General features: G+C 60.9%; 16 protein-coding genes. 5 read left to right on the plus strand and 11 right to left on the minus strand.

The window, feature by feature from the left end; translation table 11 throughout:
- Nucleotides 1–47 precede the first annotated feature (47 nt).
- From KQ933_RS15215 to KQ933_RS15250, 8 genes are read right to left on the minus strand one after another with little or no spacing between them, the layout of a single operon-like run.
- On the minus strand, nt 48–1,637 hold the full coding sequence (locus KQ933_RS15215; RefSeq protein ID WP_216755662.1) for an ABC transporter ATP-binding protein: 1,590 nt from the start codon (nt 1,635–1,637) through the stop codon (nt 48–50).
- Nucleotides 1,634–2,479 carry an ABC transporter permease gene (locus tag KQ933_RS15220; protein ID WP_216755663.1) on the minus strand — a complete coding sequence of 282 codons (846 nt, stop codon included), beginning with the start codon at nt 2,477–2,479 and terminating at the stop codon, nt 1,634–1,636. Before KQ933_RS15220 ends, KQ933_RS15215 begins: the two co-directional genes overlap by 4 nt.
- 7 nt (nt 2,480–2,486) lie before the next feature.
- On the minus strand, nt 2,487–3,446 hold the full coding sequence (locus KQ933_RS15225) for an ABC transporter permease (protein WP_216755664.1): 960 nt from the start codon (nt 3,444–3,446) through the stop codon (nt 2,487–2,489).
- Between the two features lie 50 nt (nt 3,447–3,496).
- Entirely contained in the window at nt 3,497–5,122 is a 1,626-nt protein-coding gene (locus KQ933_RS15230; protein WP_216755665.1) for an ABC transporter substrate-binding protein, read from the minus strand.
- A gap of 37 nt (nt 5,123–5,159) precedes the next feature.
- Entirely contained in the window at nt 5,160–6,155 is a 996-nt protein-coding gene (locus tag KQ933_RS15235; RefSeq protein WP_216755666.1) for a LysR family transcriptional regulator, read from the minus strand.
- Complete coding sequence (locus KQ933_RS15240; protein WP_216755667.1) at nt 6,155–7,600, minus strand: NAD-dependent succinate-semialdehyde dehydrogenase; 1,446 nt, start codon at nt 7,598–7,600, stop codon at nt 6,155–6,157. The genes KQ933_RS15235 and KQ933_RS15240 overlap by 1 nt, the downstream gene beginning before the upstream one ends.
- 1 nt (nt 7,601) lies before the next feature.
- Complete coding sequence (fae, locus tag KQ933_RS15245) at nt 7,602–8,111, minus strand: formaldehyde-activating enzyme (RefSeq protein WP_216755668.1); 510 nt, start codon at nt 8,109–8,111, stop codon at nt 7,602–7,604.
- 33 nt (nt 8,112–8,144) lie between these two features.
- Complete coding sequence (locus KQ933_RS15250) at nt 8,145–9,140, minus strand: aldo/keto reductase (RefSeq protein WP_216755669.1); 996 nt, start codon at nt 9,138–9,140, stop codon at nt 8,145–8,147.
- Nucleotides 9,141–9,755: 615 nt separating this feature from the next.
- Here KQ933_RS15250 and KQ933_RS15255 point away from each other — a divergent pair.
- From KQ933_RS15255 to KQ933_RS15270, 4 genes are all read left to right on the plus strand, one after another.
- Nucleotides 9,756–11,345: an ATP-binding protein gene (locus KQ933_RS15255; RefSeq protein ID WP_216755670.1), complete on the plus strand. Its 1,590-nt coding sequence runs from the start codon at nt 9,756–9,758 to the stop codon at nt 11,343–11,345.
- Entirely contained in the window at nt 11,332–11,979 is a 648-nt protein-coding gene (locus KQ933_RS15260) for a response regulator transcription factor (protein WP_216755671.1), read from the plus strand. Before KQ933_RS15255 ends, KQ933_RS15260 begins: the two co-directional genes overlap by 14 nt.
- A 92-nt stretch (nt 11,980–12,071) precedes the next feature.
- Nucleotides 12,072–12,440, plus strand: coding sequence for a response regulator transcription factor (locus KQ933_RS15265; RefSeq protein WP_216755672.1), 369 nt, complete (start codon nt 12,072–12,074; stop codon nt 12,438–12,440).
- A gap of 148 nt (nt 12,441–12,588) precedes the next feature.
- On the plus strand, nt 12,589–12,795 hold the full coding sequence (locus tag KQ933_RS15270; RefSeq protein WP_216755673.1) for a hypothetical protein: 207 nt from the start codon (nt 12,589–12,591) through the stop codon (nt 12,793–12,795).
- 135 nt (nt 12,796–12,930) lie between these two features.
- Here the strand turns inward: KQ933_RS15270 and KQ933_RS15275 are convergent, their stop codons facing one another.
- The 3 genes from KQ933_RS15275 to KQ933_RS15285 are packed head-to-tail and all read right to left on the minus strand — an operon-like array spanning nt 12,931 to nt 15,346.
- Entirely contained in the window at nt 12,931–13,383 is a 453-nt protein-coding gene (locus KQ933_RS15275) for a GFA family protein (protein WP_367882481.1), read from the minus strand.
- A gap of 18 nt (nt 13,384–13,401) precedes the next feature.
- A complete protein-coding gene (gene uxuA / locus KQ933_RS15280; protein ID WP_216755675.1) occupies nt 13,402–14,589 on the minus strand; it encodes a mannonate dehydratase in 1,188 nt (395 codons plus the stop codon).
- 34 nt (nt 14,590–14,623) lie between these two features.
- Nucleotides 14,624–15,346 (minus strand): GntR family transcriptional regulator, encoded by a 723-nt coding sequence (locus KQ933_RS15285; protein WP_216755676.1) that lies wholly within the window; start codon nt 15,344–15,346, stop codon nt 14,624–14,626.
- 238 nt (nt 15,347–15,584) lie between these two features.
- On the opposite strand from KQ933_RS15285, the gene KQ933_RS15290 reads away from it, so the two are divergent.
- The gene (locus KQ933_RS15290) at nt 15,585–16,760 is read left to right on the plus strand and encodes an extracellular solute-binding protein (RefSeq protein ID WP_216755677.1); all 1,176 of its coding nucleotides are present in this window, start codon (nt 15,585–15,587) and stop codon (nt 16,758–16,760) included.
- Nucleotides 16,761–16,791: the final 31 nt, after the last annotated feature.

The following is a 16,791-nucleotide window of genomic DNA, read 5'->3' on the forward strand; positions in this document are numbered from 1 at the left end:
GGCCACGCGTTGAAACGGAACAGAGTGCCGACGCCCGAAGGTGGCGGCTAGAACGCGCTGCGGCCCGGCGCCGCATCGAGAAGCGTTTTCGTATAGGGATGCGTCGGCGCCTGCAGTATTTGGGCCGCACTGCCGCGCTCGACGATTTCACCCTTCTGCATCACCACGATCTCATCGCTGATCTGGGCGGCGACACGCAGGTCATGGGTGATGAAGACGATGGCGAGCTGAAGCTTCTCCTGCAGCTCGCGAAGCAATTTCAGAACCTGCGCCTGTACGGAGACGTCGAGCGCCGAAACGCTCTCATCCGCGATCAACACATCCGGCCGCATCGCAAGCGCCCGGGCAATACCGATGCGCTGGCGCTGACCGCCTGAGAAAGCAGACGGCTTGCGCCAATAGGCGCTCTTCTGCAGCCCAACGAGATCAAGCAGCTCTTCCGCACGGCGGCGCGCTTCGCCAGCCTCGACACCGGCAAGCATGGCGGAACGGGCGATCACCGGCCCGACGCGGCGGCGCGGATTGAGCGAGCCGAACGGATCCTGGAAGATCATCTGGATCGACCGGCGCCGCACCCGCAGCGGCGCTGACGAAAGACCGAGAAGATCGGCACCCGCGACTTCCACACGGCCGCTCTTCGGCTCGATCAGGCGGATCATCGCCTTGGCAAGCGTTGACTTGCCGCAACCGGATTCGCCGACGATGGAGACCACACGGCCCGGCAACAGGCTGAGCTCCACGTGCTTCAAGACCTGAACGCTGCCGTAGGAATGCTGCAGATCGTGCACTGCAAGCACTGGCTCCTCCCCCGTCTGCGCCGCCGGACGGCCATGCGGCGTCAGGCTCGGGACGGCAGCGATAAGCTCCTTGGTATAGGGATGATTTGGAGCCGTCAGCACCTGCTTCGCATCACCGATCTCGACGATCTCGCCATGGCGCATGACCGCCACGCGGTTGGCAATATCGGCGACCACGCCGAAGTCATGGGTGATGAAGACGATGCCGTGGCCATGCACGTCGCGCAACTCGCGCACCAGCTTCAGCACCTGTGCCTGGGTCGTCACGTCGAGCGCCGTCGTCGGCTCATCGGCAATCAGCACGCGCGGGTTCATGGCAAGCGCCATGGCGATGACAACGCGCTGGCACTGGCCACCGGAAAGCTCATGCGGATAGGCCTGCAGGATACGATCAGGGTTCGGCAGATGCATCGACTCGATCAATGCGCGGGCACGCTTCTTCCGCTCGGTCGCATCGAAATCCGAATGCAGTTCGAAGACTTCCTCGACCTGCGCGGAAACCGTCATCGCCGGATTGAGCGAGGCGATCGGCTCCTGGAAGATCATCGCGATATCGCTGCCTCTGATGGCGCGGAAAGCCCGCTCGGAGAGGCCGACGAGATTGGTATCGCCGAGCACCACCTTGCCGTCAACAATCTTCAGCCCCTCGGGCACCGCACCCATCAGCGCACCCGACAGCACCGACTTGCCCGAACCGGACTCGCCGACGATGCAGAGGATTTCACTCGGCCTGAGGTCAAAGCTTGCGGCTTTCACCGCGAAGGGCCGGTCGGCGCCCTTCGGCAGGGCGACGCTCAGATTTTCGACCCGGAGGATCGGCTGTGTTTCGTTGCTGCTCATGCGCGTCTCCCCTGCGCTTCCGAGACTTCCCGCAATCCGTCCGCCAGCAGGCTCAAGCCCAGCATCAGCGACGAGATCGCAAGGCATGGAAAGATAACGAGATGGGGGAAGGCGATCGCCATGGCGCGGCCTTCATTCACCATCGTGCCCCAATCAGGCGTCGGTGGCGGCAGGCCGAGGCCGAGGAAGCCGAGCGTGCCGATGGTGATCGCCGTGTAGCCGAGGCGCAGGCAGAAATCGACTGCGAGCGGCCCGCTGGCATTGGGCAGGATATCGAAGAGCATGATGCGCCAAGTGCTTTCGCCCTGCGTTACTGCTGCCGCCACATAATCGCGGCTGGCGACGTCGATGGTGATCCCGCGCACGATACGGAAGATCGCCGGCGCACTGCCGAAAGTCACAGCAAGCACGATGTTGAAAGGCGAAGAGCCGACCACGACGATGATGACGATATAGAGCACCAGCACCGGGAAGGAGAGCACCACATTGGCGATGTAGGAGAGCACCGCATCGCCCCAGCCGCGCCAGTAGCCGGCGACAAGACCGAGTACCACGCCGACCACATAGGCGGTCACCGTCGCGAGCGTCGAGAAGATCACGACGGTGCGCGCGCCATAGATCAGACGCGAGAGGATATCGCGACCGAGCTTGTCGGTGCCGAGCCAGAACACGCCACCCGTTGGAGCCGCTGTACCCGGCTTTACAAGCGGCAGCAGCGTGCGGATCGGATCGAAAGGCGCGAGCAGCGGCGCGAAGATCGCCACCAGCAGCCAGCCGATCGTCAGGAAACCGCCGATCAGGATGATTGGATTGGAGACGTAGGATCTGACAACTTTCACCATGGCGCCCTCACTTCCGACCATTGGCTGCATCGAGCAGCGAGACGCGGGGGTTCAGCCAACCATAGGCGAGATCGGAAAGGATCTGGGTGGCGACGACGACGACAACGCTTACCATCGCGCAGGCTTCGACGAGGCGGATATCGCTGTTGAGTGCGGCGTCATAGAGAAGCGTGCCAAAGCCCTTATAGGCATAGAAGACCTCCACGACGATGACGCCGGACAGCAGCCACGGAAATTGCAGCATGATGACGGTGACGGGCGTAATCAGCGCATTGCGCAGCGCGTGCCGCCAGACGATGCGCGCGGTGCTCGCCCCCTTCAGCCGCGCCGTGCGGACATAATGCGTGCCCATGACTTCGATCATCGAGGCGCGGGTGACGCGCGCCAGATAGCCGGTCGAATAGAAGCCGAGCACCAGAACCGGCAGAATGATCTGCTGCAACGAGAAGCCGCTAAGCATGGTGCTGGCACCGGGCAACCAATGCAGCCAGAATACGAAGACGGCAGAAAAGAATACTGCGGACGCGAAATCGGGGATCGACGTCGTGGCGATCGCAACGAAGGAAATGACGCGATCGAGCAACGAACCCGGGCGCATACCGGCAATGACGCCTGCAAACAAACCGACCGGAACGATGATGAGCAGCGCACCACCGGCAAGAATGCCGGAGGCCGCAAGCCGATCGGGGATCAATTGGGCAACCGGCGCACGATAATAGGTGGACATGCCCCAGTCGCCGGTCACGAAGGACCAGAGCCATCGGCCGTACCGGATGATGAAAGGATCGTCGTAACCGTTGGCGGTCAGCCACTGGGCGCGCTGTGCCGGCGTCGAGAACTGGCCGAGGACTTTGACGGCGACATCGCCGACATTGACCTCCAGTGCCAGGTAAACGAGCAGCGACACGGTGAACATCACCGCGAGCGCGCTTGCCAGTTTACGGAGAATGAAAGGGAAAACGGCCACGAACCACCTCTTTACCGGGTCGGGGCCGCGCCTGGCGGCCCCGCCGAAGATCAAGTCTTGGCGAGCCAGACGCCATCCATGCGGAAATAATCCGCCGGATGGAGCACGAAACCGCGGACGGTGGTGGCGGCGGCGCTGAAGCGGTTCGGCCAGTAGGGCTGAACGATGACGGCGGAATCCTGCAGGATCTGCTGGACATCCTTCATGGCCTCAGGGCGCTTGGCCGGATCGACGACGGCCATCGCCTTATCGAGCGCGGCGTCGAATTCCTTGCTTGCGAAATGGCTCTCGTTCCAGGCGCCGCCGGAGCGGTAGGCGAGATCGAGCGTCATGGCGCCGAGCGGACGGTGTGCCCAGTAGGTGAGACCGAAAGGAACCTTGTCCCAGATCGGCCAGTATTGAGAGGCCGGCAGCACATTGAGCTTCAGCCGGATGCCGGCTTCGGCCAGATTCTGCTGCAGCACCTGCGCGGTATCCTGTTCCCAGGTACCCTGTGTATTGCCGAGCGTCAGCTCAAGGTCCAAACCGTCCTTGTAGCCGGCTTCTGCGAGCAGGGCCTTGGCCTTCTCGACATCGCGGGGCACAGCCGGCAGCGCGTAGTAATCGGGCTGAACCGGGGAGACGTGGAAGTTGGCGCCGACTTCACCTTCACCGCGATAGGCGACGTCGAGCATCTGCTTGTTGTCGGCGGCAAGCTGCACCGCCTTGCGGACGCGAATATCGTCGAACGGCTTCTGGTCGGACTGCATGCGCATGACGAGCGTATGTGCAGCCTTGCCGGTCAGGATCTGGATGTTCGGCAGCGACTTCATGAGATCGTATTCGGCGATCGTCGCGCGGTAGATGATATCGATCTGACCGCTCGAAAGTGCCGCCAGATGCGTGGTGATATCGGTACCGAGGTCGATATACTGGATGCCATCGAGATGAACAGGCGTACCCCAGTAATCGGCGCGCTTGGAGAAGACTGCCTGGCGGCCGACTTCATAAGCGTCCAGCTTGAAGGGGCCGGTACCGATTGGGTTGGCCGGCCAGTTGGCGCCACCCTTGACGAAGTCACGATGCAGCATCGGGCAGGTATAGGAATAGAGCTGTTCAGGCAGCGAGGAAACCGCGCGCGACAGCGTGATGCGAACCGCATGGTCGCCGGTCTTCTCGACCTTCTCGACTGCCGAGAAGGCTGTCTTGTTGGAAGACTGCGAGTCAGGCGCGATCCAGCGCTGTATGTTGAAGATCACGTCTTCGGGCGTAAATGCATCGCCGTTCGACCACTTGGCGCGCTCGTCGAGCTCGAAATCCCAGGTCTTGAGATCGGCAGACGGCGTCCAGCTCTTGGCGAGATAGGGATGGGTGACGTTGTCGGCATCGACGAAGGTCAGGAATTCGAGGCTGTTGCGATAGAGGTTCGAAGCCTCGATCCAGCTCGTCATCATCGGATCGGTCAGTTCCTGGATCTGGCAGCCGAAACGCAGCGTGCCACCGTCCGTGGGCGTTTCCTCAGCGAGTGCCGGCTTGCTTTCGCCAAGGAAGGCACTGGCGGAAGCCGCCGTCACACCGAGCCAGGCGACTGCGCGCAGGAAGCCGCGGCGGTCGATCTTGCCGGCGCGGACCCGTTCGCACAGTTCCGGCACCGAGGGATGCAGCGGTTTGCCGCTATTGGTCTTCAATTCAGTCATGATCTGCCTCCTCCTTGAATGGGCAGTATGGTCGCTATCAGGCACCCTCTGTGCCAGACACGATGCGCAGGGCGGGCTTTTCACTGTCGTTCATCATACGATTGCTGAAGCGGCTGATGATCCAGGATCGAAAGCCTGCAATCAGTGGATCCACCAGCCCTTCCGCATCGGTCTTCAGGTAATAGCCGAAGCCTTCGTAATAATGTGCGGTGACCGGGGCAACCAGCCGGCCGCTTTCTATTTCCTCCCGAAACAGTGCCGGATCTGCCAGCACCAAACCTTGCCCCGACAAGGCGTACTGAACCCCGAGGCTGGCGCTGTCGAATGTCACACCACGCGCCACGGAAACCCCGCCAAGGCCGTTCTGAACGAGGAAGCGCTGCCAGGTGAGGTAGGGCTCCATGTCGACGATCTTGATGTGGATGATTTCGTTTGCCGCAATGAAAGCCGCGATATCCGAAACCCCTCCCCTGACCAGATCGGGATGGCAAAGGATCGTCGGCCGCTCCTCCCAGAGCAGGTCGGTGATCCATTCATCGACGGCCGGTCGCGTGTAGACGACCGCCACATCGAATTCGCTGTCCGGCACCCCGTAAGGTGTCGAAATCTCCAGCAGCACATCCGGGAAGCTGCGCCGGAAATCGGTCAATAGCGGCACGGTGAGCTTCATCGCAAAGCTCGGCGGCAGATTGATGCGCAGCTTGCGCTGGCGCTGTTCGTCCGGCGCGCAGACCTCCTTCAGCGCCTGCTCGATACGGTCGAAACCCTTGCCGATACCGGCGGCGAGCGAGCGTCCGTCATCCGTCAGCGTCGTGGCCTTGTGCCCGCGTTCAAAAAGCTTGCGCCCGATGCTCTCTTCCAGACCGATGACATGCCGCGAAAGCGCGCTTTGCGAAATGTTGAGCGCGGCGGCCGCCGCCGTGAAGCTGCCGTGATGCGCCACAGCCTCGAAGGCCCGTAGTGCATTCAGCGGCAACCGGCGGCGATCGACCGCAGGCTCCTTCTTCGTCTGAGGAGAGCGATCCTCCGTCATTATCCCGCAAGCCCGCCGAACAGGACATACTTGCTCTCGAGATATTCATCGAGCCCTTCGCTGGCACCTTCGCGGCCGAGACCGGATTGCTTGACGCCGCCGAAGGGGGCGACTTCCGTCGAGATCACACCCTCATTGATGCCCACCATGCCCGCTTCAAGCGCCTCGGCCACACGCCAGGCGCGGCCAAGATTCTGTGTGAAGAAATAGGCCGAAAGACCGGTTTCCGTATCATTGGCAAGCGCGATCGCTTCTTCTTCGCCCTTGAAGCGGAAAAGGCCGGCAACCGGACCGAAGGTCTCTTCGGACGCGAGCGCCATATCGGTCGTCATGCCGGTCAACACCGTCGGCTCGTAGAACAGGCCGCCACGTTCGTGCGGCTTTCCGCCGGTCAGCACCTTGGCGCCCTTTTCGACGGCATCGGCCACATGCCGCTCGACCTTCGTCAGCGCCGGCGCATTGATGAGCGGTCCCTGCGCCGCGCCGTCCTCGATGCCGGGCGCCACCTTCATGGCCGCAACCGCCTTGGCAAGCGCCTCCGCATAACGGTCATAGACGCCGTCCTCGACGAGGATGCGGTTGGCGCAGACGCAGGTCTGCCCGGTATTGCGAAACTTGGAGGCGATCGTACCGCGCACGGCCTGATCGATATCGGCATCGTCGAAAACGATGAGCGGTGCATTACCGCCAAGCTCGAGGCTGATGCGCTTCACCGTATCCGCACTCTGGCGCATGAGCAGCTTGCCGGTTGCCGTCGATCCCGTAAATGAGAGCTTACGAACAACGGGGCTCTTCATCCAGACGCCGACGACATCGGCCGGCGACTTCGTCGTCACCACGCTGACGACACCGGCGGGAACGCCGGCCTGTTCGCCAAGGCGGGCAAGCGCCAGTGCCGAAAGCGGCGTGTCTTCAGCCGGTTTGATGATGATGGTGCAGCCTGCAGCAAGTGCCGGTCCGACCTTGCGGGTAATCATCGCCAGCGGGAAGTTCCATGGCGTGACCGCTGCGACAACACCGACCGGCTCCTTCATGACGACGATGCGGGCATCGGCTTTGTGGGACGGCACGACGCCGCCGTGGGCACGGCGGCCCTCTTCGGCAAACCAGGTCAGGAAACCCGCCGCATAAGCAACCTCGCCGCGCGCCTCCGCAAGGGGCTTGCCCTGCTCGGCCGTCAGAAGCCGCGCAAGGTCTTCCTGATTGGCAAGCATTAGCTCCGCCCAGCGACGCAGCACTGCAGAGCGCTCGGCGGCTATCGTCTTGCGCCAGGTCTTGAAGGCCTTCGCAGCGGCATCGACCGCCTGCTGGGCCTCAGTCGCGCCGCAATCCGGCACGGTCGCAAGCTCGCTGCCGTCGGCTGGGTTGAGCACGGCGAAGCGCCTGCTGTCAGCAGCACTACCCCAGCCTCCGCCGATCAGCGCATTGTCTTCGATGAGTTTCATGTCAGGCGACCTTAGGCGTGAAAAATGGATTGCCGACCGTTGCTACGCCTTCGGCAAGCTCGGCACGCGACGGCCAACCTTTCATCAGTGCACGCTTGGCTGCAAGATGCGTCGCAGCCTTGTTGTTATGATATACTTCTTCGGCATCGTTTGCCGATGGATTGACCCAGACCGCGGCGATCGCCACCCAGTCGTCCTCGGCCTCGGCCGGCAGCGAAGCATCGAGCAGTGCGGCGGTGATGCCGGCAGCGACACCGGCCTGCGCAGGCCCCCAGGTCATCAGCTCATGCGACGAACCGGATTCCATCACTGCCTTTGCGATGAAGAGCGTCACGGGTTTCGCCGGCAGGTTCGGTTTCAACACCGCCTGGAACGGCAGGTGGCCGGGGCCGGGGCTTGCGGCCGCACCGGCGAGCGCTCCAGAGATCGGGCCATTCTTCGGGCCGAGATAGAGATTGATATGGGCAGCGTTCGGGCCGGAACCCTCGAAGCCTTCACCGATGTAAAGCATTGAAATCTCCAATAGCGATGCGAGTCGAGGCCATTATGCCTTCGAAAGAGCGCGGGGGCGACGGATCGGATTATAGTCGTTGATCATGTCGCGCGGGCGGTAGGGCTCTTCAAGGAAGGTGCGTTCTTCGGCCGTGAGCTCGATCGCAGCAGCTTCGATCGCGGCAACGACATGCTCGGGGCTCTCCGTGCCGACGATCGGAACCGTGCTGTTGCCGGAACCGATGACCCAGGCCTGGGCGATCTGGCTCGCCGTCTTGCCGCGCTTGGCAGCGACTTCGTTGACGCGCTTGGCAATCTCCTGGTCGATCTCGTCGCCGAACCAGTCGAGATAGAGGTCATGGGCGATACGCGGCGCAGAACCGCCACCGGCAAGATAACCGCGGGCGAGCGGCGAGAAGGTGGTAACCGCGATGCCCTCGTCCCTGCAGTAAGGCATCATTTCGCGCTCCTCCTCGCGGTAGAGCAGCGAATACTGGCACTGCATGTTCACGAACCGCGTCCAGCCGTTCTTGTCGGCGACATGATTCATCTTGGCGAACTGCCAGGAATACATGGTGGAGGCGCCGATATAACGCGCCTTGCCTGACTTCACGATATCGTGGAGCGCGCTCATCGTCTCTTCAACAGGCGTTTCCGGGTCAAAGGCGTGGATGACGTAGAGATCGACATAGTCAGTCCCCATCTGCTTCAGCGACTTGTCGATCGACGCCATCAGATGCTTGCGCGACAGGCCTTTGTCGTTCGGATCGTCGCTCATCGGGTAGAAGGCCTTGCTGGCGAGCACCAGCCTTTCGCGGTCCGTCAGCGACAAAAGTGTGCGCGCAACGACCTGCTCGTTGACACCGGTCGAATACCAGTCCGCCATGTCGAAGAAGTTGATGCCGACATCGAGCGCCTTCTTGAGGATCGGCACCGACTTCTCCTCATCGAGCACCCAACCCTTCCACTTGGATGTGCCGATACCCATGGTACCAAGGCAAAGCGACGAAACCTTCAGGCCGGTCTGGCCAAAGCGCACATATTCCACAGCAATGTCCTAAAAGTGTTTCTCCCTGTTAGGACTATGGCGTGGCGACACTATTGTGACAAATAGGTTTATTCGATGCGATTATCTCAAAATGAGATATCGCGCCACAGGTGCCTGCGCCATGGGCTTCCCTTGCTGCGACGCCTCGGCACGCCATGGAAGTCGTGACAAGGTCCGATGGATTCTCATCCGTTTGCGTGCCATCTGCAGCGTTATTGTTGCGGAAGTCATCAGGACAAGTTTCGAAGCCATTTACACAGAAACGGACCTGCCGCTTCGTATGGCCGGACCAAAACCTAAGTATAGTTATGTGGACAAGCTCTTCGATCTATCTTCAAGTCGTAGCTCGGAACCGACCTGACCATTCACGGTTTCAAGCTGGTGGCACCGCCCCTTGCCACCTCTAGGGCAGGCGTTCCCCTCCGCCAAAGCCCCGCGGATCCTCCCATCCGCCATAGACCGTCCCGCCGCCCGGGACGGTCTTTCCTTTTGGTTCACCGGCCTTATTCGCCCTTTACTTCCAACACTTTTGTATAGCTTTGCGCGGCCAAACACCGCATTAAGCTACGCAGAGTTAACCGGTGTGAATAAAGACCGGAGCCACAGCGAGGGGGCATGGGACCATCTGTATTGCTGAAACTGATCAACCGGCGAGGAAAACCTTCGCATGAAATCACGCTTGGCCTGATCGCACTGGTTCTTGGCGCCGCCGTATTCTACGTCGATACCTTCACCGAGATCCAAAGCGCCATCGCGGTTCTCTATGTGATCGTGCTGCTGCTGGCCGCAGAAATGCTGACGAGGATCGGAACAGCGCTGCTTGCGGTGATCTGCGCCGCTCTAACACTTTTTGCCTATCTCTATTCGCACGGCTTGGTGGAAGATGTTCCGGCGCAGTTGCGCTTTGCGGTTTCTCTGGCCGCGATTACCATCACCTGTGCCCTCATTCTCCGGAACGAAACCGCGCGCGCCGGGCTTATCGAGGCCAACCTGCATCTTCGCGACAGCGAGACCCGCTTCCGCTATATTTTCGAGCATAGCCGCATTGCGCTCTGGGAGCGCGATTATTCCGGAGTGCGCGCCTTCCTGATGTCCTTGAAGGCGGAAGGTGTGAGCGACCTCAAGGACTACTATCGAACGAATCCCGGTATCATCGCCACCTGCACGGGCCTCATCCGCACCATCGCCTTCAACGATGCGGCCCTGGAGCTGCTCGGCCATGTCGCCGACGGCCTGCCATCGCGCACGATGCGCCGTTACATCGCCCCTGACGACGATACTTTTCTGGAGCTGATGAATGCCATCTTTCGCGGAGAGCGGCATTTCGAGGGCAAGGGCAACCTGGTCACTGAAAACGGCGAGACCCGGCTCGTCATCATGAGCATGAGCTTTCCCGAGGATCCCGCCGCCTTCAACCGCGTGGTGGTCGGCATGGTGGATATCACCCAGCGGGAAATGATGCAGAAGGCCCTGCGTGAAGCACAGGACGAGCTTGCCCGCGCTTCACGCGCAGCAACCGTCGGCACGCTTTCCGCCTCCCTCGCCCATGAACTCAACCAGCCGCTTGGCGCCATTGTCGTCAATGCACAGACGCTGCTTCGCTGGCTGAACCGCGAACCGCCAGATCTTGCCGCCGTGCGCCGCTCGGCCGAGCGCATTATCCGCGACAGCCAGCGCGCAAGCGAAATCATCCACAACACCCGCTCCATGCTGTCCCATACCGACCGCACGCCTGAATATGTCGATCTCGAAGCGCTGATCGAGGAAACCCGCGCCTTGATGGAGCACGACTTCCAGCGAGACATGGTGAGCTTCGAGCTCGACCCGGCCGAAAAGCCGCCCGCGGTGAAAGCGATCCGGATCGAGCTGCAGCAGGTGCTGATCAATCTCGTTACCAACGCCATACAGGCCATGCAGGAAACAGCAATCGACCAGCGCAAGATTCTGATCTCGCTCGCCAGGAAGGATGATATATTCGTGACGCTCTCCGTCAGGGATTTCGGCCCCGGCATCAGCGAGGAGGCCATGGCGAAGCTCTTCACCCCCTTCTTCACGACCAAGCCCGCCGGGATGGGCATGGGGCTCTCCATCTGCCGCAGCACGCTGGAAGCCAGAGGCGGCCAGCTCACCGCCGGTAACCATCCTGAGGGCGGCGCCATCTTCGAAATGATCATACCGATTGAGGACGACCATGACCGACACTAATGCCGCATCGAAGGCAGCCGCTCAGTCCGCATTGCCGATCGTCTATGTCGTCGATGATGACGAATCTATCCGCGAGTCGCTGGTCGATCTCTTTCGGTCGATCCAGATGGAAGCCTCCTCCTTCGCCACGACGACAGCTTTTCTCGACAAGGCCGATCTGCACCGGCCCGGTTGTATCCTTCTCGATGTGCGCCTGCCCGGTCTCAGCGGCCTGGATTTTCAGCTTCATCTCGAACGGATCGGCAGCAGGATGCCGATCGTCTTCATGACCGGCTTCGGTGATATTCCGATGAGCGTGCGCGCCATGAAGGCCGGCGCCGTCGACTTCCTGACCAAACCCTTCCGCGATCAGGATATTCTCGACGCCGTTGGCGTCGCGATCGAAAAGGACATGGCTCGCCGGCGAGAGATGGCCGCGAGCGACGCCGTTGCCTCGCTGGTCGATACGCTGACCCCTCGCGAGCGGGAAGTGATGGCTGCCGTCGTCAAGGGCTTGATGAACAAGCAGATCGCTTACGATCTCGGCATCAGCGAAATCACCGTAAAGCTGCATCGCGGCAATGTGATGCGCAAGATGCAGGTCCGCTCAGTAGCCGACCTGGTGCGCAAGTCCGAGATGCTGGAAGGCAGATAGCGGAACCTAGACCCTTGTATGATACCGCGAGACAATCCCGAGCCCCATAATGAAACCCAGGTAATACAAGAATAAGCAAGGCTACCAATCTCGTGTCACATACATCCACAATCGCGGTCGTTGACGACGACCAGGCCATTCGGGAGGCGCTCGATGATCTGATCCACTCCTGCGGCTACCAGAGCAAGCTTTTTGCCTCTGCGGAAGAATTTCTGGCCTTTGACGACAGAGCGGCGATCGACTGCATGCTGGTTGACGTCAAGATGCCGGGCCTCAGCGGCATCGAACTGCAGGAAATCCTCAACGGCGAACCTGAAAAGCCGCCGATGATCTTCATGACATCCTATCGCGACGAACGAACCCGCACGGCCGCCATGGAAGGCGGTGCCCTGGCCTTTCTCGGCAAGCCGGTTGAGTTCGATTCCCTCATCAATTACCTGGAAATGGCTTTGAAGCCGTAAGGCTCCACTGCGTCTCATGCCGGAGTATTATTTCCGTGTCTAGGTTATTTCAAATTATACACCTATGTATAATTCAATGCTAAAATAAAAAAAGTAATATATACCTTGTTATATCCAGTTCACTGGATAGAAAAACGAGGTGAACGCCATGATAAAGCTCAAGCGTCCGATATTTATCAGCGTCGGGAAGAACATCCTGATGGATGTGATCTTCTCCAACATCATGACCGGTGCGAATTACAAGTTCCATTGTGCGCTTCTGCGTCTGGAACCGGAAAATCCGATCTATGAATACCTGCCGGTCCGCATTGCCGCGCATCGCCGCCCGGAAGACATAAGCGGGGCGCATTTCTAATCCCCGTCTGGCGCTGACAGCTTTCCGCAAGCCGACAAGCTCGGCTTGCGCACCGACATCATCGCCGGTAACTGGCCGCAGGAACTGATCGACCGCTATGATGAATCCGACCTTTTCCGACGAAGCGGGTAGACGTCATGCGGGTGAAACAGGCATCACCTCGATTAGGACCCATTTGTCACGATTTTCGTCGTATACCGTCTGAGACGGCTCCAATCCCTGTTTGTCGTCGAAGCAACCGAGTGCCACCGCTGTGAGCCCAGGCCGGAATTCGGGTTTCCAGAAAACCGTGGTGCCGCAAGCCGGACAAAAGTAAAATTCCAGCGATCTGCCACTGTCTCCGATCCGGCGATAGACGGCGGCCTTGCCAGTTTCTTCGGTTGCCTCAGCGGCAAAAAAGACCGCGACTCCGAAGCTCGATCCGGTCCGGCGCTGACATGCGTTGCAATGACAGACCGATACCTTTCGAGGGCGGCCATGTGCTATGAGTGCGAGGGCGCCGCATGAACATGAGGCTTTTCTCTTCATCGACGGGGTCTCCTCTTTTTCGCAAGGTCCAGCAAAACTGTACAGCCGTTTTGCTGGCATTGCATAAAAGCAGAGAAATCAGGTCGGCGGCGCATCAAGCGCATGCAGAATGCCGCGCAGTTCGGCGAGACCGCGAAGACGGCCGATTGCCGGATAGCCGGGTGTGACATTCTTCTGCAGGTCGTCGAGCATGCGGTGGCCATGATCCGAGCGGAACACGATCGACTGATCGGCGCGGCGGCGGCGGTCCTCGGCAACCAGCTCCTTCAGTACGGCAACCATGTTCACATCGCCTTCGAGATGCGCACTTTCATGGAAGGTGCGGCCATCGCCCTCGCGGGTCGTGGCGCGCAGATGGGCGAAATAGATACGCGAGGCAAAGCGACGGGCAATTGCCGGCAGGTCGTTGTCGGCGCGCACGCCTAGACTGCCGGTGCAGTAGCACATGCCGTTGGCCGCAGCCGGCACGGCATCGAAAAGCGCTGCATAATCCTCAGCCGTCGAAGCGATGCGCGGCAGGCCGAACAGCGAGCGCGGCGGATCGTCAGGGTGCAGCGTCAGCTTTACGCCGCGCGCTTCCGCAGCCGGCACGACAGCTTCCAGGAACTCGATGAGATGCTGGCGAAGCTTCTTCGCATCGATGCCCTGGTAGGCGACGAGCTTCTCGCGGAACGCCGGGATGGTCAACGGCTCGGTCGTCGAGCCGGGCAGAGCCGAGGTGATGATGCGGGTAATTTCGGCGATTTCCGCTTCGGTCATACTTTCATAGACGGTCTTGGCTCGCGCCTTGTCTTCGTCGGAATATTCCTCGGCTGCACCCGGGCGCTGTAGGACGAACAGCTCGAAGGCGGCAAAGCGCTCATGATCGAAGCGCATGGCGGTTGCGCCGGTCGGCGTGACATAGTCGAGGTCGGTGCGCGTCCAGTCGACCACTGGCATGAAGTTGTAGCAGACGATCGGGATGCCGCAGGCAGCGACAGCTTCGAGGCTGGCGACCCAGGCTTCGATTTCAGCCTTGGCCTGCCCGCCCTTGCGCTTGACGGCATCGGGGATCGGGATGCTTTCGACGACGCTCCAGGTCAGTTGAGAGCGGCCGGCAGGCGTCGTTTCGATCAGCGACTGGCGCTCGCGCACCTCCGCCTCGGTCCATACGCGACCGATCGGCACCTGATGCAACGACGAAACGATATTCGTCGCACCGGTTTGGCGCACCTCGTCCAGCGTGACCGGCGCCTCCGGCCCGAACCATCTCCAACCTTGCCGCATTTCGTTTCTCTCCCTTGGTCTATCGTTCGTTTTCTCAGCAGAAATAGTCAGGGAACTGCGATCGCAGTTCCGCCACGTCGGGTATAACGGCGCTCAAGTGATGAATCATGGCTTCCCGCGCCGCTGCGATATCATGCGCCGCGATGGCGTCGCGGATCTCCATGTGTTCGCGCACGACGTTGTCCATGCGGCCAAGCACTGGCAGCGTCAGGCGCCGCGCTCGGTCGATCTGCACCTTCACCGTCTTCAGAATTGTCCAGATACCAGGATAACCGGCAATCTGCGTGATCGCCTCGTGGAAGGCTTCGTCCTCTTCGTGGAAGCTTGAGGCATTGCCAAGTGCGGCATGGGTCTTCTGCCGGGCGATAATCACATCGAGGCGCGCAATGTCAGCCTCCGTCGCAATACTTGCCGCCATCTCGACCGTCGTTCCCTCGAGCGCCTTGCGCACGACGACGGCCTCCGGAATCGCAGAGACCGGCACCCGCGAAACCACCGTGCCCGATTGCGGATAGATATCGACGAGGCCGCCTTCGGAGAGCCTCAGCAGCGCTTCACGCACAGGCGTACGGCTGACGCCGAAATCCTCGGCGATGCGCTTTTCCTGCAGCACCGTGCCAGGTGGAATCCTCAGCGACACGATATCGGCATGCAGCCGCTCGTGGATTGCCGCCGCCGTCGTCACGCGCCGGATCTTTCCGCCGGCATCGCGCGGTGCCGGGAAGGCGAGGAGTTCAGGGTCGGAAGCCTGCCGCATGCATGATCTCAGGACGTTGACACTTTCGTGCATACTAGTATATCAATTGAATTCTGTTGCCAAGACATGCCGCGGAGGAGAACGCCGGCATGGCATTGCACCCGGAGGAAAAGCTTCGAGCTGCGAACATTTGATGCCGCCGAAAAACCGGCGCATCGAGGCATGGGACGTGCATTGCGATGCAAACGGGCGGCGCTCGGGGTCAAAGGCCGGCACCGCCGTAATGGAGGAGGATAGAATGAAGATCACACGCAGAACATTCGTCGGCGGAGCTGCCGGCGTCGCCGCGGCCGGGATGTTGCCGTTTCGGGCTTTCGCTCAGGCGAAGGCGCCTGCAAGCCCGGTGACCATCACCATCGTCGATGTCGCCGGCAACCTGGCGCTGACGCAGGGCATGTTCGAAAACTACGCCAAAGCGAAGCCGGAATTCGTCTCCAGCTTCTCCTTCACCAAGGCCCCGGCCCCGGAGCTGCCGGCCAAGATCCAGGCCCAGCAAGCCGCCGGCAAGGTCGATATCGACCTCGTACTGACCGGCACGGACGCGCTTTCAGCCGGTGTCGACCAAGGTCTCTGGATCGACCTGTCCAGCCACAAGTCGGCACTTCCCAACCTTGAAAGCATCCTGCTGCCGCAGGCATTCAAGATGCAGGCGCTGGCCAAGGATCAGGGCGTCGTCATCACCTATTACCCGTCCGGCCCGTTGATCGAATACATGCCTGACAAGGTGGCGACCCCGCCGAAGACGGCACAGGAGCTGCTCGACTGGACGAAGCAGAACAAGAACAAGTTCCTCTATGCCCGCCCTGCAAATTCCGGCCCCGGCCGCACGCTGCTGATGGGCCTGCCCTATCTGCTCGGCGACAGCAACCCGCGCGACCCTGTCAATGGCTGGGCCAAGACCTGGGAATATCTGGCTGCGCTCGGCGAGAACATCGAATACTACCCGACCGGCACCACAATCGTTTTCAAGGAACTCGGCGAAGGCACACGCGACATCGTCGCTACGACGACCGGATGGGATATCAACCCGCGCGCACTCGGCATCGTCCCAGAGGAAGCCAAGGTCGGCAAGCTCGAAGGTTTCCACTGGGTCACCGACGCGCACTATGCGGCGATTCCGAAGGGCGTTTCCGACGAGAAGATCGGCGTTCTGCTCGACGTCCTCAACCACATCTACCAGCCACAGCAGCAGGCGATCGCCTATGACGCCGGCTATTTCTATCCCGGCCCGGCGGTCAAGGACGTCACCCTCGAAATGGCCCCCTCAGAAAGCCAGGAAATCATCAAGGAATTCGGCCGGCCGGAATATGCCGACTGGATCGCCGGCAGCCCGCTGGAAGTGCCGCTCGAGCCCAAGCAGCTCGTGCAGGCCTTCCGCATCTGGGACGAAAAGATCGGCGCCAAGAAGGGCTGAGCCCTGATAATCGAATGAGCCGGCGCCGGTT

Source organism: Rhizobium sp. WYJ-E13 (assembly GCF_018987265.1).
Taxonomy (GTDB): domain Bacteria; phylum Pseudomonadota; class Alphaproteobacteria; order Rhizobiales; family Rhizobiaceae; genus Rhizobium.